This is a genomic window from Streptomyces sp. NPDC027185 (assembly GCF_055567035.1).
In genome coordinates this window covers 319,453-342,887 of the sequence record NZ_JBVHRF010000001.1, presented here as the reverse complement: position 1 = coordinate 342,887, position 23,435 = coordinate 319,453, and the positions used below count along the sequence as shown (strand labels likewise).

The following is a 23,435-nucleotide window of genomic DNA, read 5'->3' as shown; positions in this document are numbered from 1 at the left end:
CCGTATGAAGGCAACGGGAACGGCACGACACCGGCCGAGGGCCTGGGCGGCGCTGCTGCTGAGCGTCCTCGGCCTGACCGTGGCCGCCTGCGGCGGGGCACCGGACGCCGGACGGCGCTCCCCCCGGGCGCGGCTGGACCTCACGTACGCGATCCACACGTACTACCTGCCGCGCCCGGACGGGGAGCACCGGCCCAGCCCGTACGAGATCACTCTGAAGGCCCCGGAGAAGCCGGGCGGCAAAGCCGGGCCGGCCGTGCGGGGCGTCAAGGTGACGCTCGACCTGTCCGCCTTCGCCCGCCGCGCGAAGATCGGCTGGGTGAACAAGGGCTACGGCTGCGTCCGCTCCGGCGACGAGGTGGTCTGCGCCCTCGACGACATCAAGTCCGGCGAAGGCGCGATCTTCACCCCGTTCACACCGGAGGTCCTCCGCGACGCGCCGCAGGGCCCGGCCGGACCCATGAAGATGACCGTGACCAGCGCCAACGCCGCCACCGTGCACCACACCACCGAGCTGGTCGTCGGCGCACCCCGCCTGACCGCCCGGCAGAACGAGCCCGTGACGGACGTGGCACCCGGAGGCGAGATACGGCTGACGCCCGCCTTCGGCAACCAGGGCGACACCGGCACCGGTGACGGCACCGTCGTCACCGTCACCACCCAACAGGCCACGCTCCGCCCCCGCTACCGCAACTGCCGCTACGACAAGCCCGTCCGCCCCACCCGCGCGGAGTGCGCCTTCCCCGGCGCACTGCGCCCCGGCACCGCCTACGAGACCGACGCCCCCCTCCTGGCCGTCGCCGACGAGAGCGCGCAGCGCGGCCGGTTCGACTACGCCGTGTACCGCGCCCACGACCGCTCCGACGCGCGGTACGGCCCCCTCCTCGGCCCGTCGTCCCCGCGCGGTACGGGCGCGGTGCTCGGGCTGCGCCCCGTGGACGGCCGGGGCGAGGAGTTCACGGCCGACAGCAACGATTCCGCCGGAACGGCCTTCTCCGGCCGGGAGTTCACCACCGACCGGGTCGACGACGTACGGGCCGTCCCCTTCCCCATCAAGGGCGCCGTGGGCAGGACCGTCATGGCCGATGTGCCGTTCGCGAAGGACTTCGCCGGTGAGGAGGTGCGGGTCACCCTGCCCGAGGGCCTCAGCACGGCGTCCGCCGACCCCGCGCAGTACCCGAGCGAGCTGACCTTCTGCCGCGCGACGGGCCGCCGGACGGCGGTGTGCCCCTTCACCTCGTACGGCACCGTCCTGCCCGTCCGTATCGACGAACGGGTCGACGGCGCCCGGGGCGAGGTCCGTGCACCGTCCGACCCGGCGACCGACCCCTGGCAGCGGAACAACACGGCGCCGGTGACGGTGGTGTACACCGGCTGACGAAAACGGGGCCGCGTCCGCCCGGCCCCCGGGCGGACGCGGCCCCGGCGGGCGCGCGGTCCGGCTACGGCAGCGCCAGCATCCGCTCCAGCGCCAGCTTGGCGAAGTGCTCGGTCTCCTGGTCGACCTCGATGCGGTTGACGGTCTTCCCGGCGACCAGTGACTCCAGCGCCCAGACCAGGTGCGGCAGGTCGATGCGGTTCATCGTCGAGCAGAAGCACACCGTCCGGTCGAGGAAGACGATCTCCTTGCCCTCGGGGGCGAAACGGTTCGCCAGCCGGCGGACGAGGTTCAGCTCCGTCCCGATCGCCCACTTCGACCCGGCCGGGGCCGCCTCCAGCGCCTTGATGATGTACTCCGTCGACCCCACCTGATCGGCGGCGGCCACCACCTCGTGCCGGCACTCGGGGTGGACCAGCACGTTCACGCCCGGTATGCGGGCCCGGACGTCGTTCACCGACTCCAGCGAGAACCGCCCGTGCACCGAGCAGTGCCCGCGCCACAGGATCATCTTCGCGGCCCGCAGCTCCTCGGCGGTCAGCCCGCCGTTCGGCTTGTGCGGGTTGTAGACCACACAGTCGTCCAGGGACATGCCCAGATCCCGGACGGCGGTGTTGCGGCCCAGATGCTGATCGGGCAGGAACAGCACCTGCTCCCCTTGTGCGAACGCCCACTCCAGCGCCCGCTTCGCGTTGGACGAGGTGCAGATCGTCCCGCCGTGCCTGCCGGTGAACGCCTTGATGTCGGCGGAGGAGTTCATGTACGAGACGGGCACGGTCCGCCCGGCGACGCCCGCCTCGGTCAGCACGTCCCAGCACTCCGCGACCTGCTCGGCGGTGGCCATGTCCGCCATCGAGCAGCCGGCGGCCAGGTCCGGCAGGATGACCTGCTGGTCGTCGCCGGTGAGGATGTCGGCGGACTCCGCCATGAAGTGCACACCGCAGAAGACGATGTACTCGGCGTCCGGCCGGGCGGCGGCGTCCCGCGCGAGCTTGAAGGAGTCGCCGGTGACATCGGCGAACTCGATCACCTCGTCGCGCTGGTAGTGGTGGCCGAGCACGAACACCTTGTCGCCGAGCGCCGCCTTGGCCGCGCGGGCACGCTCGACCAGATCCGGGTCGGACGGGGCCGGGAGGTCGCCGGGGCACTCCACGCCACGCTCGCTCTTCGGGTCGGCCTCGCGGCCGAGCAACAGCAACGCCAGCGGGCTCGGCGTTACGTCCAGGGGCTGGGCGGTGGTCACGACACGCACCCTCTCTTCTCCTCGGTGGGCGCGGCGGGGGCCGCACCGGGGTCCGGGCGGAGGTGCCGCCGGACCCTTTTCGTCTATTTGACGCTATCTATGATATCCGCTTCACGTCACTTTGACGATGGCCATAGTGTCGATGTGACGCATCCGTACCCGCCGTTCCCGGGCGTCACAGCGGCCCCGTGCGCAGGTGTGCGAGCATGAGGAGGGAAGGTCAGCGGAGCCCGGCCGGGGCGGCCCGGAAGGGCCCCACCACCACGCGCGCAGCCGGAATTAATCCGGGACGACGCCGGTTGCAGTTGGGTGCATCCGTTGACAAGCGGTCCGTACAACCCGGGAGAGATCAGATGAGCGTGCAGGACGAGAAGGCCGCCGTCAGTGACGGCATCATCCTGTCCGACGCGGCCGCGTCGAAGGTGAAGGCCCTGCTGGAGCAGGAGGGTCGCGACGACCTCGCCCTGCGGGTCGCCGTGCAGCCCGGCGGTTGCTCCGGCCTGCGGTACCAGCTCTTCTTCGACGAGCGCTCGCTCGACGGCGATGTGATCAAGGACTTCGACGGCGTCAAGGTCGTCACCGACCGGATGAGCGCCCCGTACCTCGGCGGTGCCTCGATCGACTTCGTCGACACCATCGAGAAGCAGGGCTTCACGATCGACAACCCCAACGCCACCGGCTCCTGCGCCTGCGGCGACTCCTTCAGCTGACCGGCTGCGGGACGACAGACGGCGGAAGGCGGCATCCCGCGAGGGTGCCGCCTTCCGCCGTTCGCCGTACGTCCCCGGGCGCGCCCCGCCCGGCCCCGCCGCGCGGACCGGCCGGACGGGGAGATCCGGCCGGCCCGCACGGCCGGGGCCCGGACGGGCGCGCCCGCCGGGCCGCCGGGGCTACTGCGCGGGCACCGGCTCACCCGTCGAGGCGTCCAGCACCTTCCGGTCGTCCAGCGGCGCCTTCAGCGTCACGGACCGGGTGAACTCCTTCGCGCTCTTCACGCAGAGTTGCCCCGGCTTCTTCGCCCTGCCGGTGATCTCCGTCCGTACCGCCGCCTCCGACTCCCGTACGCGCACCGTGTACGTGCTGCACACGCCGCCCCAGAAGTGCAGCGTCAATTTCCGGCCACCGTCGGAGACCGCGTACGCCTCCGCCGCCATCGCGCCCGGCTGTCCGGACGGCGCCGGCGACCCCTTCGCGGGCCCGTCGCCGGGGTGCGTCAGGTACTGCGGCTGCACCGCCGGGTGCGCCACCGTCGACGCCGCGTCCGGACCGTCGCCGGCGCCCGGCTGCCGCACCTCGAACAGCCACGACGGCACCAGCGCCTGACCGCCCGAGACGTACTGCACCGACAGTCCGAAGACCGCGCCGGTCACCTGGGCCGGCTTCTGCGCCCGGGTCGGCGCCGGCTCGCACCGTGCGATACCGCCGGACCTCCCCGGCGCCGCGCCCGACGACGGGCAGTCGCCCGGAGTGTGGCTCCCGTCGCGGGAGTTGAGCCGCGCCAGCGTCCGCTCCGCGCTCAGCACCGGGTACTCGGCACCCTTCACCGGACGCGCCAACTGCCCGCTGCCGCCGACCACTTGACCGTCGGCGCCGACCTGGAGGTCGCTCTGCCAGCCGTACGTCGGCAGCCCGCCGAGCACCGGATCGGCCCGCACCGTGCGCACCGCACCGGACAGCCCGTGCGCGTCCAGCCGGGCGTCGGACTGACCCAGCGCCGCCAGCACCGGCCGCACCGCCCGCACCGCCGCGTCCTGCGAAACGGCGCCCGCGCCGCTGCCGTCGTCCCGCGTCGCGGCGTCCGGCCCGCCCCGGTACGACGGGCACCCCGGCGCCTGTGACGCCCCGCCGTCCGATCCGCCGCCGGGGGAGGCGGGCAGCGCGCAGTTGGTGCCGCCGGGCGTGCCGTACGCGGAGTACGTCCAGGAGCCCGAGCCGGTCTTGGAGACCGTCAGGACCGGGCCCCGGCCGTCCCGCGCCGGCCCGCCGACCTTCCAGGTGGTGCCCTCGGACCGGACCTTTCCGGCCACATCCAGCGCTTTCGCCAGCCGCTTCACCGCATCCGGCGCCACGCCGCCCCGGGGCCGGTACACCGGCGCGGCGCCGGGCCCGTCCGGCAGCGCCTTCACCGGCCGGTACGCGGCACCCTGCGGGTTGGGCTCACCGGCGGCGATCTGCCCCCGGCCCTGGTAGCCGTCGAGCACCAGGGGCGGCGGGCCGCCCGCCGTACCGCGCTCCGGGCCGTCGCCGCCCGCCGCCGAGGCCCAGTACGCGGCCCCGCCACCGGCCACCAGCACCGCCGCGGCCACCGAGACGACCGCGACCCGGTTCCGCCGCGACCGCGTGGCACCGGTCGATTCGGGGGTGGTGTCCTCGCTGTTCACCGCATCGCTCCTTCGGCTCCGCCGTCGTCGTACGCCCTCCGCGGGGGAGGGCACCGGTGGGACGCCGCAGGGGCGCGGGCGGTTCCCGGCCGGTGCGCCCGGCACCGCGGGCGGCGCCTGCGATGACGGGCGGACCCGGGCGCACCGCCGCACGGGCCCGGGGCGCGCGCCGTCGTCCCGGCCCGGCCCTACCCGGTCTCAGTCCCCGTACTCCGCCATACCGTCCACCAGCGCCGCGGACCGCTCCGGGACGCGTACCCCGCGCAGTTCGGCGGCGCGGGGTGACGGGGGAGCGGCGGGCGCCGAGTGCCAGCGCGGCGCCATCCGCGCGCAGTCGCCGCGCAGCTGGTCCAGCGATTCGGGCTCGGCGGCGTCCGGGCGCCGGGCACCGGTGGGGGAGGTGACGTGCTTCACAGGCTTGGTCATACCGGAACCGTACGCATCCGGAACCAGTCGGGAAAGCCCTACTATGGGGTAGTTCCGGCAGGTGGGAGAGGCCCCGGGGAGCGGGTAGCGTGGTGCAACGCCCGCCCCTCCCTACGCCTCCGCAGGAGTAGACAGCCGTGCGTATCGCAGTCACCGGCTCCATCGCCACCGACCACCTGATGACCTTCCCCGGCCGCTTCGCCGACCAGCTGGTCGCCGATCAGCTGCACACGGTCTCCCTCTCCTTCCTCGTCGACCAGCTCGACGTCCGGCGCGGCGGCGTCGCCGCCAACATCTGCTTCGGCATGGGCCAGCTCGGCGCCACACCGATCCTGGTGGGCGCCGCGGGCAACGACTTCGACGAGTACCGCGCCTGGCTCGACCGTCACGGCGTCGACACCCGCTCGGTCCGCATCTCCGAGGTGCTGCACACCGCCCGCTTCGTCTGCACCACCGACGCCGACCACAACCAGATCGGCTCCTTCTACACCGGCGCCATGAGCGAGGCCCGCCTCATCGAGCTGCAGACCGTCGCCGAGCGCGTCGGCGGCCTCGACCTCGTCGTCATCGGCGCGGACGACCCGGAGGCGATGATCCGCCACACGGAGGAGTGCCGCACCCGCCAGATCCCGTTCGGCGCCGACTTCTCCCAGCAGATCGCCCGCATGGACGGCGAGGCCATCCGCACCCTCATGGAGGGCGCCGCCTACCTCTTCTCCAACGAGTACGAGAAGGGCCTCATCGAGTCCAAGACCGGCTGGAGCGACGAGGAGATCCTCGCCAAGGTCGGCACCCGCGTCACCACCCTCGGCGCCAACGGCGTCCGCATCGAACGCGCCGGTGAGCCGGCCGTCGAGGTCGCCACGCCCGAGGAGAACACCAAGGCCGACCCGACCGGCGTCGGCGACGCCTTCCGCGCCGGCTTCCTCTCCGGCCTCGCCTGGGGCGTCGGCCTGGAGCGCGCCGCCCAGGTCGGCTGCATGCTCGCCACCCTCGTCATCGAGACCGTCGGCACCCAGGAGTACGAGCTGCACCGCAGCCACTTCATGGACCGCTTCACCAAGGCGTACGGCCACGAGGCCGCCGCCGAGATCCAGCAGCACCTGGCCTGACCTTCCCCGGCGTCGGGGAAACCTGCGCCGCCCCGAGGTGTGACCGCGGCCCCGTGCCCCGCCCCAGGCGAGGACCACGGGGCCGCGGCATGCCCAGCCCGGGGCGCGGCCCGTGCCTCACTCCGGGGAGGGACCGGTTCCCGGGGAGGGACCGGTTCCCGCGTACGGCCCGGCGCCCGCCCGCAGTCCGGCGAAGAGCGCGGGCACGGCGGCGCGTCCGCCCGGGAGCCCGCCCTGCCCGTCCGCCCGTCCCCTCACACCCGGCGCCGCACCACGTACGCGGCGCCGGGCTCCCCTTCCAGGGGCCGCTCGCCGACGTACTCCTGACCCTGCGTCCAGCACCAGGCGGGGATGTCCAGCGCCGCCACCTCGTCGTCGGAGCGGACCGTCACGGTGGCGCCCACCGGCACCCGGCCGACCGCCTTCGCCAGCTCGATCACCGGCACCGGGCACCGCTCGCCCAGCGCGTCCACCACCAGCGACCCGGGCTCCCCGCCCGCCGGCGCCGCGGCCCGCCCCGGCGCGCCGAGCGCCGCGCGCACCTCCCGCACCGCCTCCGGCAGCACGTCCAGGAACCGCTCCACCTCGTCCGCCGAGGTCCCGGACGGCAGCGACACCCGGACGTTCCCCTCGGACAGCACCCCCATCGCCTTGAGCACATGGCTCGGCGTCAGCGTGCTGGAGGTGCACGACGAGCCGGACGACACCGAGAACCCGGCCCGGTCGAGACCGTGCAGCAGCGACTCCCCGTCCGCGTAGAGACAGGAGAACGTCACCAGATGCGGCAGCCGCCGCTCCGGATCGCCCACCACCTCCACATCCGGCACCAGCGCCGGCACCCGCTCCCGGATCCGCGCCACCAGCCCCCGCAACCGCTCCGCCTCCGCCGCCGCGTCCGCCCGCACCGCCCGCAGCGACGCGGCCGCCGCCACGATCGCCGGTACGTTCTCGAAACCGGGGGAGCGGCCCGACTCCCGCTCGTCCACCGGCCCCCGCGGCGCGAACCGCGTCCCCTTCCGTACGGCCAGCAGCCCCACCCCGGGCGGACCGCCCCACTTGTGCGCGCTGCCCGCCAGCACCGACCACGGGCCCGGCACCGGTCCCCACGGCAGCGACTGCGCCGCGTCCACCAGCAGCGGCACCCCGGCCGCCGCACACGCCTCGGCCACCTCCGCGACCGGCTGCTCGGTGCCCACCTCGTGGTTGGCGGACTGCAGCGCCGCCAGCGCGGTGTCCGGCGTCAGCGCCGCCGCGAACGCGGCCGCCGCGACCCGCCCCGTACGGTCGCACCCCACCTCCGCCACCGTCCCGCCGGCCGCCTCGTGCACCTGCGCCGCGTGCAGGACACAGGAGTGCTCCACGGCCGACCGCACCAGCCGCCGGCCGGTCCGCCGCCGCCCCGCCAGCACGCCGGAGATGCCCGAATGCACCGCTTGCGTACCCGAAGGGGTGAAAACCAGCTCGTCGGCCCGGCACCCCAGCGCCTCCGCGGCGGCCTCCCGGGCGGCGTCCAGCAGCATCCGCGCCCGCCGCCCCTCCCGGTGCAGCCGGGCCGGATCGGCCCAGCCCTCGTCCAGCGAGGCGAGCAACGCCTCCCGGGCGACGGGGTGCAGCGGAGCGGAGGACGCGACGTCGAAGTAAGGCACGTACGAGACGGTAGCGGCCGCCCGAGGAGCCGCGGCGACCCCCGCCGCGGGGGGCCGCCCGGCGGTCCCGGGCGGGGCGTCAGATCCCGGGGGAAGGCGGGCATTCGGGGGCGGGAAGGAGGCCGCGGACCTGCCGGAACCACCCCTTCGGGGAGTGACGCGCCGCGTTGGGCACCCTCCCCGCGCACCCTCAAATAGCGTCCAGTAGGGTTTGGTCCGCATAAACATCCAAACCCCTGCCCGCGCCAGGGCCGGCGACCGACCAGCGAGACGGCCGCAGCCGGTCTCGCGGGCGAGACTCTCGGGAAGGCGCTACGTGAGTCCCAACGGCTCCGACCGCTCGTCGCGGCGCCCGATGCGGCGGAAGCTGCCGCAGGTGCTTGCTGCGGGCCTGGTCCTGGCGACCGCTACTGGTTGCACATCAAAGGACTTCCCCCGCCTCGGTATGCCGACGCCCGTCACGGACGAGGCGCCGCGGATCCTCTCTCTTTGGCAGGGCTCCTGGGCCGCCGCCCTCGCAACGGGCGTGCTGGTCTGGGGCCTGATCATTTGGAGCGTGATCTTCCACCGCCGCAGCCGGACCAAGGTGGAGGTCCCCGCACAGACCCGGTACAACATGCCGATCGAGGCGTTGTACACCATCGTTCCGTTCATCATCATCGCGGTGCTCTTCTACTTCACCGCGCGCGATGAGAGCGAACTCCTCAAGACGTCCAAGAAGCCGGCCCACGTGGTGAACGTGGTGGGCTTCCAGTGGAGCTGGGCGTTCAACTACGTCGAGGACGTGGACGGCAACAAGTCCACCGCCGCGAACAAGGAAGAGCTGAAGCAGCTCAAGGCGATCCCCGACAAGTGGAAGAAGGGCTTCCCGGCCGGCGCCGACGGCGTCCACGACGCCGGTACCCCCGCCACCCGGGACCCCGACACCGGTAACCCGGGCCCGACGCTCTGGCTCCCCAAGGGCGAGCGGGTCCAGTTCATCCTGACCTCGCGTGACGTCAGCCACTCCTTCTGGGTGGTGCCCTTCCTGATGAAGATGGACGTCATCCCGGGACACACCAACGTCTTCGAGGTGACCCCCAACAAGGAGGGCACCTTCATGGGCAAGTGCGCCGAGCTCTGCGGCGTCGACCACTCCCGGATGCTCTTCAACGTCAAGGTCGTCTCCCCCGAGAAGTACCGGGAGCACCTGAAGGACCTGGCGAAGAAGGGCCAGACCGGCTACCTGCCGTCGGGCGAGGACCAGACGGCCCACGCCAGGAACGCGGAGACCAAGACCAAGTGAGCATCCTCAACGAACCCCAGGGTGCCGCCGCCGATTCGGCTCCGGCAGCACCGCCCGTACGGAAGAAGCAACCAGGCATCGCCGTGGTCAAGTGGCTCACCACCACCGACCACAAGACGATCGGCACGATGTACCTGGTCACTTCGTTCGCGTTCTTCTGCATCGGCGGCGTGATGGCGCTCCTCATGCGCGCCGAGCTGGCCCGTCCGGGCACGCAGATCATGTCGAACGAGCAGTTCAACCAGGCGTTCACGATGCACGGCACGATCATGCTGCTGATGTTCGCGACGCCGCTGTTCGCCGGATTCGCCAACTGGATCATGCCGCTGCAGATCGGCGCGCCCGACGTGGCGTTCCCGCGGCTGAACATGTTCGCGTACTGGCTGTACCTCTTCGGCTCGCTGATCGCGGTGGCCGGCTTCCTCACCCCGCAGGGTGCGGCCGACTTCGGCTGGTTCGCCTACTCCCCGCTGTCGGGCGTCGTCCGCTCGCCGGGCGTCGGCGCCGACATGTGGATCATGGGTCTGGCCTTCTCCGGCTTCGGCACGATCCTCGGTTCGGTCAACTTCATCACCACGATCATCTGCATGCGCGCCCCCGGCATGACGATGTTCCGTATGCCGATCTTCGTGTGGAACGTGCTGCTGACCGGTGTCCTGGTCCTGCTCGCCTTCCCGGTCCTGGCCGCCGCGCTGTTCGCCCTGGAGGCGGACCGTAAGTTCGGTGCCCATGTATTCGACGCGGCAAATGGCGGCGTACTGCTCTGGCAGCACCTCTTCTGGTTCTTCGGACACCCCGAGGTGTACATCATCGCGCTGCCGTTCTTCGGCATCATTTCCGAGGTCATTCCGGTCTTCTCCCGGAAGCCGATGTTCGGTTACATCGGTCTGATCGCCGCGACGATTTCCATCGCCGGTCTTTCGGTGACGGTCTGGGCGCACCACATGTATGTGACGGGCGGCGTACTTCTACCGTTCTTCTCGTTCATGACATTCCTCATCGCGGTCCCGACCGGTGTGAAGTTCTTCAACTGGATCGGCACGATGTGGAAGGGCTCACTGTCCTTCGAAACGCCGATGCTCTGGGCGATCGGCTTCCTGATCACCTTCACCTTCGGTGGTCTGACCGGCGTCATCCTGGCGTCGCCCCCGATGGACTTCCACGTCTCCGACTCGTACTTCGTGGTGGCCCACTTCCACTACGTCATCTTCGGCACGGTCGTCTTCGCGATGTTCTCCGGATTCCACTTCTGGTGGCCGAAGTTCACCGGCAAGATGCTGGACGAGCGCCTCGGCAAGATCACGTTCTGGACGCTGTTCGTGGGCTTCCACGGCACGTTCCTCGTGCAGCACTGGCTGGGTGTCGAGGGCATGCCGCGTCGTTACGCGGACTACCTCGCGGCCGACGGCTTCACGACGCTGAACACCATCTCGACGATCGCGTCCTTCCTGCTCGGCCTGTCGATCCTGCCGTTCTTCTACAACGTCTGGAAGACCGCCAAGTACGGCAAGAAGGTCGAGGTCGACGACCCGTGGGGCTACGGCCGCTCCCTGGAGTGGGCGACCTCCTGCCCGCCGCCGCGGCACAACTTCCTCACGCTGCCGCGCATCCGGTCCGAATCCCCGGCGTTCGACCTGCACCACCCGGAGATCGCCGCGCTGGACGCCCTCCAGAACGGCCACGGTTCGGCGGATGACAAGGCTCTCGCCGGCGGCAAGGAGGCTGGCAAGTGAAGATCCAGGGCAAGATGTTCATCTGGCTCTCCGTCTTCGTCCTCGCCATGGCGGTCGTCTACGGCGTCTGGTCGAAGGAGCCGGCGGGCACCACCGCGCTGTTCCTCGCGTTCGGTCTGTGCATCATGATCGGCTACTACCTGGCCTTCACGGCCCGGCGGGTCGACGCGGGCGCGCAGGACAACGAGAACGCCGAGGTCGCGGACGACGCGGGTGAACTGGGCTTCTTCAGCCCGCACAGCTGGCAGCCGCTCTCGCTGGCCGTCGGCGGTGCCCTCGCCTTCATGGGCGTCGTCTTCGGCTGGTGGCTGATCTACTTCTCGGCACCGGTCATCCTCGTCGGCCTGTTCGGCTGGGTCTTCGAGTACTACCGCGGCGAGAACCGCACGCAGTGACCACGGCACTCGTGCCGTAAGGGCGGGCCCGGACACCTCAACTGGTGTCCGGGCCCGCCCCGTTTGCAGTCCTCCAGCGCGCCGCTCCCGGGATTTCTCCATATTTTTGGTACATGAGTCCCAGACCCCGAACCCGGACGGTGCTGAGCTGCGGCCTCCTGCTCGTGCCCCTCGCGGTGTCCGCCACCGCGTGCGGGGGCTCGTCGTCGGAATCGCTCTCCGCAAACCCCTACGACGCGGCCGACCAGATCACGTCCAACACCCCGGACGGGACACGGAAGGCGGACCCCAACAAGCCGCTCGAAGTGTCCGTCACGGACGACGAGGCGCGCATCACGGACGTCACCGCCACCGACGCCTCCGGCCGCTCCATCCGCGGCGAGCTGACCGCCGACGGCAAGCACTGGCGCACCACCGTGCCGCTCGCCGCCGGCGTCCGCTACACGGTGCAGGTCAGCACCGAGAACGAGGACGGTGACCCCGGCCGCAAGACGCTCCACGTCGCCACCAGGGGCGGCGGGGACCGGCTCCAGGTCACCTTCGGCCCGGACAGCGGCGAGTACGGCGTCGGCCAGCCGGTCACCGCCAAGCTCAGCCGGGAGATCAAGGACCCGCAGGCCCGCGCGGTCGTCGAGAGCGCCCTGAAGGTCGACTCCACCCCCCGCGTCCAGGGCTCCTGGTACTGGGTCGACGGCAAGACCCTGCACTTCCGCCCCAAGGAGTACTGGCCCGCGCACGCCGCCATCGAGGTGCACAGCAACCTGGAGGGCCTGAAGATCTCCAAGGGCCTCTACGGCGGCCCCGCCAAGCCGGTGAAACTCACCACCGGGGACAAGGTCGTCTCCATCACCGACGCGGCGTCCCACACCATGACGGTGCTGCGCAACGGCCGGCAGATCAACACGCTGCCCGTCACCACCGGCAAGCCCGGCTTCGACACCCGTAACGGCGTCAAGGTCGTCCTCGCCAAGGAGAGTTTCGTCCGGATGACGAGCGGCAGCATCGGCATCCCGGACGGCAGTTCGGACTCCTACGACCTGCCCGTCTACTGGGCGACCCGGGTCACCACCAGCGGCGAGTACGTGCACGCCGCGCCCTGGTCCGTGGGATCGCAGGGCGCGGCCAACGTCAGCCACGGCTGCACGGGCATGTCCACCGGCGACGCCGAGTGGTTCTTCAACACCGTGCGCGTCGGCGACATCGTCAAGGTCGTCAACAGCGGCGGCGAGGACATGGCGCCCTTCGGCAACGGCTTCGGCGACTGGAACATGCCCTGGCAGGAATGGCGCGAGGGCAGCGCCCTCAGGAACGGCGCCGCCACCACCACAGGGGCGGCCGAGCGGCAGCGGGAGCCCGCGGATGCGGCCCGGCTGCGCCCCGAGGTCTGAGGGCGCCTCAGACGGCCGCTCAGCTGCGCGTGAGAACCCGTCCGCGCAGCAGGGACGCCAGCGCGTCGGCGAACGCCACCGGGTCCACCGGATGCGTCACCGCCGCGTCCGCGCGGCTCCAGGTGGCCAGCCAGGCGTCCTGCGGGCGCCCGATGAGCAGCAGCACCGGCGGGCAGCGGTAGATCTCGTCCTTGATCTGCCGGCACACGCCCATCCCGCCCGCCGGCGCGGTTTCGCCGTCCAGCACGCACGCGGCGATACCGCCCTGCTCCAGCGCCTCCAGGACGGCCGGCAGGGTCGCGCACTCCAGGATCTCCACCGGCGGGACATCGGATGCCGGCTGCCGCCCGGCGGCCAGCCTCACCTGCTCGCGGGTGGTGGCGTTGTCGCTGTAGACCAGCACCGTGGCAGTCGCCTGCATCGTTCCTCCACGCTTCGAAGCGGTACGGACCGGGGCGGCGCCCGTGCGGCGGACGCCCCCGCCGTAGGGGGCGCTCGGATGCTACTCCCGCAGGGGCCGCCGACAGGAGGGTCCGTACGCCGTCAAGATCTGTCCGACGGCCCGTCAGGACTGGCCACGGTACGGCACCCGGGCCCCGCGGCGGCGCCCGCTTCCCTCCTTCGGGGGAAGCCGGAAGAGGCCCGCGGGAGCAGGGCATACGGCCTTGACACACCGAACGGCACCCCCCGGAGTGAGGGCGGGATAAGCGACCGACATAATGTCGGTCGTGGCGACAGCAACGACAGTAGAAACCGGGCACGCGCACCCGTCGGTCAATCGACCGAATCTCACCAGCGTCGGAACCATCATCTGGCTGAGTTCCGAGCTGATGTTCTTCGCGGCCCTCTTCGCGATGTACTTCACCCTTCGATCGGTGACCGGTGCCGAGTATTGGAAGGAAACCTCCGATGCGCTGAACCTTCCGTTCTCCGCGACGAACACGACGATCCTGGTACTCAGCTCGCTGACCTGCCAGCTCGGTGTTTTCGCGGCGGAGCGCGGCGACGTCAAGAAGCTCCGTACGTGGTTCGTGATCACGTTCATCATGGGCGCGATCTTCATCGGCGGTCAGGTCTACGAGTACACCGAACTGGTCAAGCACGAGGGCCTCTCGCTCTCGTCCGGCCCCTACGGCTCGGTGTTCTACCTGACCACCGGCTTCCACGGTCTGCACGTGACAGGCGGTCTGATCGCCTTCCTGCTGGTCCTGGGCAGGACGTACGCGGCCAAGAGGTTCACCCACGAACAGGCCACCGCGGCCATCGTCGTGTCCTACTACTGGCACTTCGTCGATGTCGTCTGGATCGGCCTCTTCGCCACGATCTACCTGATCCGGTAACCGGTCCCGACCGGGAACCGCAGTTCAGACAGACATAGCCAAAGCATCGACGCAGAAGATCCTGACACCGGGGTAATCCGTGAAAAAGCTCTCCGCACGACGGCGCCATCCGCTGGCGGCGCTCGTCGTCCTACTCTTCGCGCTGGCGGTCACTGGGGGGCTGTACGCCGCGTTCGCGCCGGCGGACAAGGCTCAGGCCGATGACACCGCCCAGTCTCTTGCCATCAAGGAGGGCAAGAAGCTCTACGCCGTCGGCTGCGCCAGCTGCCACGGCACCGGCGGTCAGGGCTCGTCCGACGGCCCGAGCCTGGTCGGTGTCGGCGCCGCAGCCGTCGACTTCCAGGTGGGCACCGGCCGTATGCCGGCCCAGCAGCCCGGTGCCCAGGTGCCGCGGAAGAAGCCCATCTACAACCAGGCGCAGACCGACCAGCTGGCGGCGTACGTCGCGTCGCTGGGCGCCGGTCCCGCCGTGCCGGGCAAGGACCAGTACAGCCCGGACGGCGCCGACGTCGGCAAGGGTGGCGAGCTGTTCCGCACCAACTGCGCGCAGTGCCACAACTTCACCGGCAAGGGCGGCGCCCTGACCAACGGCAAGTTCGCGCCGACGCTGGAGGGCGTGGACCCCAAGCACATCTACGAGGCCATGCAGACCGGCCCGCAGAACATGCCCTCCTTCGGTGACGGCACGCTGTCCTCGGAGAACAAGAAGGACATCGTCGCGTACCTCGGCGCCGTCAACGGCGATGACACCGCGAGCCCCGGTGGCCTGGACCTCGGTGGTCTCGGTCCGGTCAGTGAGGGTCTCTTCGGCTACATCTTCGGCCTGGGCGCGCTGGTCGCGGTCGCCATCTGGGTCGCTGCCCGGACTACGAAGGCCAAGAAGTCATGAGTGAGACTGGACGACACGCAGACGTGCCAGAAGAATCCCTTCCGAGTGAGCGCACCGCTCACGACAGTGCGCCGGCGAAGGCGGACAACCCCTTCGCGGATCCGGGTCTGCCCGCGCACGAGCACCGCATCCAGGACATCGACGAGAAGGCCGCCCGGCGCTCCGAGCGCGTCGTGGCCTACTTCTTCCTCCTGTCGATGCTCGCGACCGTCGCGTTCATCGCGTCGTACGTGATCTTCCCGATCGACAAGATCGTCTACATCTGGCCGATCGGGCACATCAGCGCGCTGAACTTCTCCCTGGGTCTGACCCTGGGTGTCGCGCTCTTCGCCATCGGCGCCGGTGCGGTCCACTGGGCCCGCACGCTGATGTCGGACGAGGAGATCGCCGACGACCGGCACCCGATCGAGGCGGAGCCCGAGGTCAAGGCCAAGGTGCTCGCCGACTTCGCGCAGGGCGCGAAGGAGTCCGGCTTCGGTCGCCGCAAGCTGATCCGCAACACGATGTTCGGTGCGCTGGCCCTGGTGCCGCTCTCCGGCGTCGTCCTGCTGCGCGACCTCGGGCCGCTGCCCGAGAAGAAGCTGCGCACCACGGGCTGGAAGAAGGGCATCCGCCTGGTCAACCAGTCCACCAACCTGCCGCTGCGTCCCGAGGACATCGCGGTTGGCTCCCTGACGTTCGCCAAGCCCGAGGGCCTGGAGGAGGACGACGAGGAGTTCAACAGCAAGATCGCCAAGGACGCCCTGATGCTCGTGCGGATCCAGCCGCAGAACATCAAGGACAAGCAGGAACTTGAGTGGTCGCACGAGGGCATCGTGGCGTACTCGAAGATCTGCACCCACGTCGGTTGCCCGATCAGCCTGTACGAGCAGCAGACCCACCACGTGCTCTGCCCGTGCCACCAGTCCACCTTCGACCTGTCCGACGGCGGTCGCGTGATCTTCGGCCCCGCGGGCCACGCGCTTCCGCAGCTGCACATCACGGTGAAGGACGGCTACCTCGAAGCCGTCAGCGACTTCGCGGAGCCCGTCGGCCCGAGCTTCTGGGAGCGCGGATGAGTAACGAGACGAGCGCGACCACCGCGCGTCGCGGCCAGGCGCCGCGGGGCGAGCGGATCGCCGACTGGGCGGACGGCCGGCTGGGCATCTACAGCCTCGCCAAGTCCAACATGCGCAAGATCTTCCCGGACCACTGGTCCTTCATGCTGGGTGAGATCTGCCTCTACAGCTTCATCATCATCATCCTGACCGGCGTCTACCTGACGCTGTTCTTCCACCCGAGCATGGCCGAGGTCACCTACCACGGCTCCTACGTGCCGATGCACGGGATCCGGATGACCCAGGCGTTCGAGTCGACCCTGGACATCAGCTTCGATGTCCGCGGTGGTCTGCTGATCCGGCAGATCCACCACTGGGCGGCCCTGATCTTCCTGGCCGGCATGATGGTCCACATGATGCGGGTGTTCTTCACCGGCGCCTTCCGCAAGCCGCGCGAGGTCAACTGGCTGTTCGGCTTCCTGCTGCTGGTGCTGGGCATGTTCACCGGCTTCACCGGCTACTCCCTCCCCGACGACCTGCTCTCCGGCACCGGCGTGCGGTTCATCGAGGGTGTCATCCTGGCGATGCCGCTGATCGGCTCGTACCTGCAGATGTTCATCTTCGGCGGGGAGTTCCCGGGGCACGACATCATCCCGCGGTTCTTCACGGTGCACGTGCTGCTGCTGCCGGGCATCATGCTCGGTCTGCTGGTGGCCCACCTGATCCTGGTCTTCTACCACAAGCACACGCAGTTCCCGGGTGCCGGCAAGACCAACAAGAACGTCGTCGGCATGCCGCTGCTGCCGGTCTACATGGCCAAGGCCGGAGGCTTCTTCTTCCTGGTCTTCGGTGTCATCTCGGTGATCGCGGCCATCGCGAGCATCAACCCGGTGTGGGCCATCGGCCCCTACCGTCCGGACCAGGTGTCCACCGGCGCCCAGCCCGACTGGTACATGGGCTTCGCCGAGGGTCTCGTCCGCGTCATGCCGGGCTGGGAGTGGAACTTCTGGGGTCACACCATCAACTTCGGTGTGCTCATCCCGATCCTGATCTTCCCGCTGGTGCTGGTGGCCATCGCGGTCTACCCGTTCATCGAGTCCTGGGTGCGGGGTGACAAGCGTGAGCACCACATCCTGGACCGTCCGCGCAACGCCCCGACCCGTACCGGTTTCGGTGTGGCCTGGCTGGTCGCGTACTTCGTGATGCTGATCGGTGGCGGTAACGACCTGTGGGCGACCCACTTCCACCTGTCGATCAACTCGATCACCTGGTTCGTGCGGATCGCGTTCTTCGTCGGCCCGGTGCTGGCGTTCATCGCGACGAAGCGGATCTGCCTGGGTCTGCAGCGCCGCGACAAGGACAAGGTGCTGCACGGCCGCGAGTCGGGCATCATCAAGCGGCTGCCGCACGGTGAGTTCATCGAGGTCCACGAGCCGCTCAGCCAGGAGCAGCTGCACGTCCTCACCCAGCACGAGCAGCCCGCGCCGCTTCAGCTGGAGCCCGAGGTCGACGAGAACGGCGTCGAGCGCAAGGCCACGCGGTCGCAGAAGCTGCGTGCCAAGCTCTCGAAGGCGTACTACGGCGAGGACAACGTCATCCCGAAGCCGACCGTCGAGGAGTACAAGGAGATCAGCAGCGGCCACGGCCACCACTGATCACCGAGCCGCCGTGAGGACACGGCGGTAGTGAGACGCCACCCAGAGGGCCCCGTCCGGACACCGGACGGGGCCCTCCGGCCGTTCCGCGGGTCGATAGGGTTCCTCCATACGCAGGCACGAATCAGGAGTGTGGACCATGAACGTTGCGACCCCGGCAGGCGGCGACAGCGTGGCGGCCCGCACCTGGCCGGATGTGCTGAACGCCCTCCTCGGCGGCCGGGACCTCACCGCCGACGACACCGCCTGGGCGATGGACCGGATCATGCGGGGCGAGGCCACCGACGCGCAGATCGCCGGGTTCGCGGTGGCGCTGCGCGCCAAGGGCGAGACCGTCGCGGAGATCTCCGGGCTGGTCCGCGCGATGTACGCGCACGCCCGGCTGATCGACGTACCGGGCCCCGGTGTGGACATCGTCGGCACCGGCGGCGACGGCGCCAAGACCGTCAACATCTCCACGATGTCCTCGATCGTGGTGGCCGGTACGGGCGCGAAGGTCGTCAAGCACGGCAACCGTGCCGCGTCGTCGGCGAGCGGCTCCTCCGACGTCCTGGAGCAGCTCGGCGTCCGGCTGAACCTCTCGCCGCGGCGGGTGGTGGAGGTCGCCGAGGAGGCGGGCATCACGTTCTGCTTCGCGGTGACCTTCCACCCGGCGCTGCGGCACGTCGCCGCCGCCCGCGGCCAACTGGGCATCCGCACCACCTTCAACGTGCTGGGCCCGCTCACCAACCCCGCGCGGGTCCAGGCCCAGGCGACCGGTGTCGCGGACGCGCGGATGGCGCCGATCCTCGCCGGGGTGCTCGCCGAGCGCGGCTCGTCCGCGCTGGTCTTCCGCGGTGACGACGGTCTGGACGAGCTGACGACGACCGCGACGTCGCGGGTGTGGACCGTGCGGGACGGCGAGGTGCGCGAGGAGACGTTCGACCCGCGGGACGTCGGTATCCCGCTGGTGCCGGTGGAGGCGCTGCGCGGCGCCGACGCCGCGTACAACGCTTCGGTGGCGCGGCGGCTGCTGGACGGGGAGAAGGGGCCGGTGCGGGACGCGGTGCTGCTGAACTCCGCGGCGGCGCTCGCCGCGCTGGAGCCGACCGCGGCGCCGCTGGCCGAGCAGATCCGGGCCGGTATGGAGCGGGCCGCGGAGTCCATCGACTCCGGGGCGGCCAAGCGGGCGCTGGAGCGCTGGGCGGCGGCCAGCAACGCCTGAGCGCCGTACGGCCGTTGCGGGGTTCGCTGCCGATTTCCCGTAGCGGCCGGCAACGTCCGGGCGGCGTACGGCCGTTACGGGGAATTCCGGCTGAGCCCGGTCCGATGGATCTCAGTAATCGGACCGGGCTTGCGCCGTTCCATGCATATGGCATGATGCTGCGCAGGTCACGAGTGACAGCGACACAGGCCCCGGCCCGCTGTCCGGCAACCCTCCTTCCGTGGCGGGGTGCCCCGGGTGATGACCAGGCCGCAGGCAGCGAGGTCTGCGGCAAGCGCGGATCCCTCGCCAGGGATCCTGGTCCTCAGAGGGAGAACTTCCGTGAACCAGCGAATGCGATAGGGCTGTAAAGCCCCCTCTCCAGCTTTTCGCTTCTCAGTAATTCCAGCGCTCCGCCGCTGCTTTTCCTGCCGGATTCCGCCGCGCCCTTCCGCGATATCCGTATGCCCGCGCGCGGTGAATTCGCCTTTCTCTCACGGGAGTTCGCCATGTCTGTCTCCACCGTTGCCACCGACCGCCCTGTTTGTGCCCCGCTGGACGTTCTGGGGCGAGATGTCCTGGTTCCGTTGGTCACCGGCGGCGAGGTCGACTACGCGGCCCTCGACTACGCGGCGAGCGCCCCGGCGCTCCAGCGGGTCTGGGACGACGTGGCCGCCTACGCCCCGTACTACGGCAGCGTGCACCGCGGCGCCGGCTACCTCTCGCAGCTCTCCACCGACCTCTTCGAGAACGCCCGCGCCACCATCGCCGGCTTCCTCGGCTGCCGCGACGACGACCAGGTGATCTTCACCCGCTCCACCACCGACTCCCTCAACCTGCTGGCCGCCGCGCTGCCGCCGGGCACCCGCGTCTTCGTCTTCGAGACCGAACACCACGCCTCGCTGCTGCCGTGGGAGCGGCGCGACGGCGTCGAGGTCACCTACCTCGACGCGCCCCGCACCCCGCGGCAGGCCGTCGACATCCTGGAGAAGGCCCTCGCCGCCCGCGACCCCTACGGCCCGGCGCTGGTCTGCGTGACCGGCGCGTCCAACGTCACCGGTGAACTCTGGCCGGTCAAGGAACTGGCCGCCGCGGCGCACGCCCACGGTGCGCGGATCGTGCTGGACGCCGCGCAGCTGGCGCCGCACCACCCCGTCGACCTCGCCGGACTCGACGTGGACTGGGCCGCGTTCTCCGGCCACAAGCTGTACGCGCCGTTCGGCTCCGGTGTGCTGGCCGGCCGCGCCGACTGGCTTCAGGAGGCCGGCCCGTACCTGGCCGGCGGCGGCGCCAGCCGGACCGTCGCACGGCGCCCCGACGGCGGCGTCGACGTCGCCTGGCACACCACCGCCGCCCGCCACGAGGCCGGTTCGCCCAACGTCATCGGCGCCTACGCCATCGCGTCCGCCTGCCAGGCCCTCACCGAGGCCGGTTTCGACACCCTCGTCGCCCGCGAGCAGGAACTGATCGCCCGCGTCCGCACCGGCCTCGCGGACGTCCCCGCCGTCCGGATCCTCTCGCTCTTCGGCGACGACGCCCCCCGCGTCGGCGTGCTGTCGTTCGTCGTCGACGGCTGGAACAGCTCGCACTTCGCCGCGGCGCTCTCCGCCGAGTACGGCATCGGCGTCCGCGACGGCCTGTTCTGCGCCCACCCGCTGGTCCGTACGCTGCTGGGCGGCGCCCCCGACGAGCCCGGCGAGTGCGGCGCCCCCGACACGGCCCCCGGCGAGCGCTCCCTCAACGCGATCCGCGTCAGCTTCGGCGCCGGCACGCCCGACGAGCACATCGACCGTTTCCTCCGCGCCGTCAAGGAACTCGTCACGGACGGCGCCCGGTGGAGCTACCGCACGGAGGAGGGCCGGTGCGTGCCGTACGCGGCCTAGGCCGCGGGTTCTTCCGGCGGGAGGCACGTGCGCGGGGCCTGTTCCGACAGGAATGCCCGGTCGGGCCCGGTCTTTCCGCTTGCGCGGGGGCGGTTGGTGCGCGTGACCTTCCGGCGGGGCCGGCTGTGCCTTTTCTGGCCGTACGGTTTCTGCTCGTACGGTGCGGGTTCGCCGTGCGGCGCGGACTGTGGCGAGTGGTGCGGTTGTCGGGCCGCCCTCTCTCCGTGACGTCGCGCGCGCGGCGGGCGGGGCGCCGCGTACTGCGGGCCGTCGCCCGCTCTCCCTTCGTCGCGCCTGCGGCGGGCGTTGTCGCTGCGCGAGGCTCTTCGGCTGCGGTGCCGGACCTCCGGACTCCGTCCTGCGGCCCGTCCCCTTCCGTGGGTGGGCGGGGAAAGACAGTGGTCGGGGCCGTGGGGGACGGTGCCGCCTGGAGTGGGCACGCCTCAACACCTGCGTCCGGCGGGGGCGAGACCGGTGGCCCAGCCGGCCTGCCCACCTGAGTCACCCTGGCCGAGCCGGCCCACCTGAGCCGCGACACCTGGCTGCTGAAGACAGGAACGGCGGCACGCCCCGACGAACCGAATGACGGGACAGACCGACAACGGCGGCGCACCCAGCAGACCGAACGACCGGGCAAGCCGACAACGGCGGCGCACCCCCACCGGCCCCTCACCACCCACCCACGGGAGGGGGCCCTCCGGAGGACGAAGTCCGCAGGAGGGCCCCCGCTCCCGACAACCCACGCCCGCCGCAGGCGCAACGGCACTCAACCACCACGGCGGAAAAGACGAAAAAAGACAGAGCCCGCCACAGCCGCAACCATCACGGCGGGAAAGCCGAAAGACCCAGGCACCGGCACAGCCCCACAACGCCCACCGCAGGCAACCGGCCCACCGCAGGCGAGGAGACAGGCAACCGGCCACCGCAGGCGAGGAGGAAGGGGAACGGCCCGCCGCCCAGGCGTCAGGTATCGAGCCCGATCGCGAACGCCGCCTCCAGATCATGCTGCGAATACGTACGGAACGCGATGTGCGTCTCGGTGGAGGCGACGCCGGGCACCTTGCTGATGCGGCCGGGGATGACCTCGGCGAGGTCGTCGTGGGCGGCGACGCGCACCATCGCGATGAGGTCGTGGGCGCCGGTGACGGAGTAGACCTCGCTGACGCCTTCCAGGGCGGCGATCCGTTCGGCGATCTCCGGGATCTGGTCCACGCTGGTCTTGATGAGCACGATCGACGTGATCACGGCTGGCTCTCTCCCTCGGTCGCAGGCGTGTTCTCCCTGGTGACCCCCACAGTAGCGGTCCGGTGGCGGGCCCACGCGTAGAGGAAGCCCAGGGCGAAGCCGACGACGTGGGCGAGGTAGGCGACGCCGGGGCCGGCGGGGTCGCGCCGGGCGGCCAGCCACTGGAGGGCGAACCAGAACAGCAGCACCACCCAGGCGGGGAAGCGCAGCGGCAGGAAGAAGAGGAAGGGGAAGAGGCTGGTGACGCGGGCGCGCGGAAAGAGGTAGAGGAACGCGCCCAGGACGCCGGAGATGGAGCCGGAGGCGCCGACCAGCGTCTGGCCGGACGTGGCGTGGGCTGCGGCGAAGCCGACGAGTGCCAGGTAGCCGGTGACGACGTAGAAGACGGTGTACGCGGTGCGGCCCATGCGGGCTTCGGTCATCTGGCCGAAGACGTGCAGGAAGAGGGCGTTGCCGAGCAGGTGCAGCCAGCTGCCGTGGACGAAGAGCGCGGTGAGCGGGGTGAGCCAGGCGGCCGGGTGCCCGGCCCACAGGTCGCGGGGGATGACGCCCCAGCGCGCGAAGTACGCGGTCTGCGCCGCGAGGGCCGCGTCGCCGGTGCCGTACAGCGGATTGAGGCCGGAGGCGGGGCCGAGGACGAAGAGGGCGCAGCAGAGGGCGATGAGGACGGTGGTCACGGGGTACGTACGGCGGGCGTCCGGTGGGAGGTGCGGCCACCGGGGCCGGGGGGAATCGGGCGGTGGGGGAGGCAGGGGCGGCGCCGTCATGAAGGGGATCATGCCGCAATGGGGGCAATCGGGGCGGACTGCCTCGCCGCGTCCCGTCTCCCGGGCGGTGCCCGCGCGGCCGTGCCGTCAGGCCGTAGGGTTACGGTCGGTACTTTGCGTACTTCCCGCAGTTCGACGGCGCACCGCGTGAGGCCGCACCATCCGCACCGCACGAGTAGGAAGAAGGACGATCACGATGGCTGTTCCTCTGCCGACGGACCGGACCCGGTGGCGCTGCACCCTGTGCGGCAACCTCACCCGTTTCGATGTGACCCGTACGTCCAAGGTGGTGGAGTACACCCACCTCGACCTGGCCGGTGAGCCGAAGGTCGAGGAGCGCGAGGTGCTCAGCGACGCCATCGAGTCCGTGCGCTGCCGCTGGTGCAACGCGGTCGACCAGATCGAACTGGTCGACCGTCCGGGCGCGGACGCCTGAGGATCGGAGCGGG

At 70.9% G+C, this 23,435-nt stretch carries 21 protein-coding genes and 1 riboswitch; of the genes, 14 read left to right on the top strand and 7 right to left on the bottom strand.

Translation table 11 applies throughout. The annotated features are described in order from the left end of the window. Positions 1-4 precede the first annotated feature (4 nt). Positions 5-1,378, top strand: a complete 1,374-nt coding sequence (locus ACZ4M8_RS01465; RefSeq protein ID WP_467602383.1) for a hypothetical protein — start codon at positions 5-7, stop codon at positions 1,376-1,378. A 64-nt stretch (positions 1,379-1,442) separates the two neighbouring features. On the opposite strand, the gene nadA is transcribed toward ACZ4M8_RS01465, so the two are convergent. Further along, positions 1,443-2,621, bottom strand: coding sequence for a quinolinate synthase NadA (nadA, locus tag ACZ4M8_RS01460; protein WP_467602381.1), 1,179 nt, complete (start codon positions 2,619-2,621; stop codon positions 1,443-1,445). 353 nt (positions 2,622-2,974) lie between these two features. Here nadA and ACZ4M8_RS01455 point away from each other — a divergent pair, with 353 nt between their 5' ends. After that, positions 2,975-3,331 (top strand): HesB/IscA family protein, encoded by a 357-nt coding sequence (locus ACZ4M8_RS01455; protein ID WP_399092132.1) that lies wholly within the window; start codon positions 2,975-2,977, stop codon positions 3,329-3,331. A 180-nt stretch (positions 3,332-3,511) separates the two neighbouring features. Here ACZ4M8_RS01455 and ACZ4M8_RS01450 read toward each other — a convergent pair whose 3' ends face one another. Next, the gene (locus tag ACZ4M8_RS01450; protein WP_467602379.1) at positions 3,512-5,002 is read right to left on the bottom strand and encodes a DNA polymerase III subunit gamma/tau domain-containing protein; all 1,491 of its coding nucleotides are present in this window, start codon (positions 5,000-5,002) and stop codon (positions 3,512-3,514) included. Positions 5,003-5,200: 198 nt separating this feature from the next. Beyond that, positions 5,201-5,428, bottom strand: coding sequence for a hypothetical protein (locus ACZ4M8_RS01445; RefSeq protein WP_467602378.1), 228 nt, complete (start codon positions 5,426-5,428; stop codon positions 5,201-5,203). A gap of 137 nt (positions 5,429-5,565) precedes the next feature. Between ACZ4M8_RS01445 and ACZ4M8_RS01440 the strand changes: the two genes are divergently transcribed. Next, positions 5,566-6,540, top strand: coding sequence for a carbohydrate kinase family protein (locus ACZ4M8_RS01440; protein ID WP_467602376.1), 975 nt, complete (start codon positions 5,566-5,568; stop codon positions 6,538-6,540). A 254-nt stretch (positions 6,541-6,794) separates the two neighbouring features. Here the strand turns inward: ACZ4M8_RS01440 and ACZ4M8_RS01435 are convergent, their stop codons facing one another. Continuing rightward, the gene (locus ACZ4M8_RS01435) at positions 6,795-8,186 is read right to left on the bottom strand and encodes an aminotransferase class V-fold PLP-dependent enzyme (RefSeq protein WP_467602374.1); all 1,392 of its coding nucleotides are present in this window, start codon (positions 8,184-8,186) and stop codon (positions 6,795-6,797) included. Between the two features lie 316 nt (positions 8,187-8,502). On the opposite strand from ACZ4M8_RS01435, the gene ctaC reads away from it, so the two are divergent. The 4 genes from ctaC (at position 8,503) to ACZ4M8_RS01415 (ending at position 12,987) form a co-directional block, all read left to right on the top strand. Further along, positions 8,503-9,471: an aa3-type cytochrome oxidase subunit II gene (ctaC, locus tag ACZ4M8_RS01430; protein WP_467602372.1), complete on the top strand. Its 969-nt coding sequence runs from the start codon at positions 8,503-8,505 to the stop codon at positions 9,469-9,471. Further along, on the top strand, positions 9,468-11,204 hold the full coding sequence (gene ctaD, locus ACZ4M8_RS01425) for an aa3-type cytochrome oxidase subunit I (RefSeq protein WP_399092150.1): 1,737 nt from the start codon (positions 9,468-9,470) through the stop codon (positions 11,202-11,204). The genes ctaC and ctaD overlap by 4 nt, the downstream gene beginning before the upstream one ends. Beyond that, the gene (locus ACZ4M8_RS01420; RefSeq protein WP_399092153.1) at positions 11,201-11,599 is read left to right on the top strand and encodes a cytochrome c oxidase subunit 4; all 399 of its coding nucleotides are present in this window, start codon (positions 11,201-11,203) and stop codon (positions 11,597-11,599) included. Before ctaD ends, ACZ4M8_RS01420 begins: the two co-directional genes overlap by 4 nt. 113 nt (positions 11,600-11,712) lie before the next feature. Next, positions 11,713-12,987: a L,D-transpeptidase gene (locus tag ACZ4M8_RS01415; protein WP_450958847.1), complete on the top strand. Its 1,275-nt coding sequence runs from the start codon at positions 11,713-11,715 to the stop codon at positions 12,985-12,987. 19 nt (positions 12,988-13,006) lie between these two features. On the opposite strand, the gene ACZ4M8_RS01410 is transcribed toward ACZ4M8_RS01415, so the two are convergent. Beyond that, the gene (locus tag ACZ4M8_RS01410; RefSeq protein ID WP_467602369.1) at positions 13,007-13,408 is read right to left on the bottom strand and encodes a response regulator transcription factor; all 402 of its coding nucleotides are present in this window, start codon (positions 13,406-13,408) and stop codon (positions 13,007-13,009) included. Positions 13,409-13,706: 298 nt separating this feature from the next. Here ACZ4M8_RS01410 and ctaE point away from each other — a divergent pair, with 298 nt between their 5' ends. The 6 genes from ctaE (at position 13,707) to ACZ4M8_RS01380 (ending at position 20,974) form a co-directional block, all read left to right on the top strand. After that, entirely contained in the window at positions 13,707-14,327 is a 621-nt protein-coding gene (gene ctaE, locus ACZ4M8_RS01405; RefSeq protein WP_399092162.1) for an aa3-type cytochrome oxidase subunit III, read from the top strand. A gap of 79 nt (positions 14,328-14,406) precedes the next feature. After that, positions 14,407-15,216, top strand: coding sequence for a cytochrome bc1 complex diheme cytochrome c subunit (qcrC, locus tag ACZ4M8_RS01400; protein ID WP_467602367.1), 810 nt, complete (start codon positions 14,407-14,409; stop codon positions 15,214-15,216). Then, positions 15,213-16,274 carry a cytochrome bc1 complex Rieske iron-sulfur subunit gene (gene qcrA, locus ACZ4M8_RS01395; RefSeq protein ID WP_467602365.1) on the top strand — a complete coding sequence of 354 codons (1,062 nt, stop codon included), beginning with the start codon at positions 15,213-15,215 and terminating at the stop codon, positions 16,272-16,274. Before qcrC ends, qcrA begins: the two co-directional genes overlap by 4 nt. Then, a complete protein-coding gene (gene qcrB / locus ACZ4M8_RS01390; protein WP_467602364.1) occupies positions 16,271-17,908 on the top strand; it encodes a cytochrome bc1 complex cytochrome b subunit in 1,638 nt (545 codons plus the stop codon). The genes qcrA and qcrB overlap by 4 nt, the downstream gene beginning before the upstream one ends. Positions 17,909-18,047: 139 nt before the next feature. Continuing rightward, the gene (gene trpD / locus ACZ4M8_RS01385; RefSeq protein WP_467602362.1) at positions 18,048-19,112 is read left to right on the top strand and encodes an anthranilate phosphoribosyltransferase; all 1,065 of its coding nucleotides are present in this window, start codon (positions 18,048-18,050) and stop codon (positions 19,110-19,112) included. A gap of 165 nt (positions 19,113-19,277) precedes the next feature. Then, positions 19,278-19,395: riboswitch (SAM riboswitch) on the top strand. Between the two features lie 205 nt (positions 19,396-19,600). Next, positions 19,601-20,974, top strand: a complete 1,374-nt coding sequence (locus ACZ4M8_RS01380; protein WP_467602360.1) for an aminotransferase class V-fold PLP-dependent enzyme — start codon at positions 19,601-19,603, stop codon at positions 20,972-20,974. A gap of 963 nt (positions 20,975-21,937) precedes the next feature. Here ACZ4M8_RS01380 and ACZ4M8_RS01375 read toward each other — a convergent pair. Then, positions 21,938-22,219: an Lrp/AsnC family transcriptional regulator gene (locus tag ACZ4M8_RS01375; RefSeq protein WP_467602358.1), complete on the bottom strand. Its 282-nt coding sequence runs from the start codon at positions 22,217-22,219 to the stop codon at positions 21,938-21,940. Next, positions 22,216-22,896 carry a rhomboid family intramembrane serine protease gene (locus ACZ4M8_RS01370; protein WP_467602356.1) on the bottom strand — a complete coding sequence of 227 codons (681 nt, stop codon included), beginning with the start codon at positions 22,894-22,896 and terminating at the stop codon, positions 22,216-22,218. Before ACZ4M8_RS01370 ends, ACZ4M8_RS01375 begins: the two co-directional genes overlap by 4 nt. A 286-nt stretch (positions 22,897-23,182) precedes the next feature. Here ACZ4M8_RS01370 and ACZ4M8_RS01365 point away from each other — a divergent pair, with 286 nt between their 5' ends. Further along, a complete protein-coding gene (locus ACZ4M8_RS01365) occupies positions 23,183-23,422 on the top strand; it encodes a hypothetical protein (RefSeq protein ID WP_399092185.1) in 240 nt (79 codons plus the stop codon). Positions 23,423-23,435: the final 13 nt, after the last annotated feature.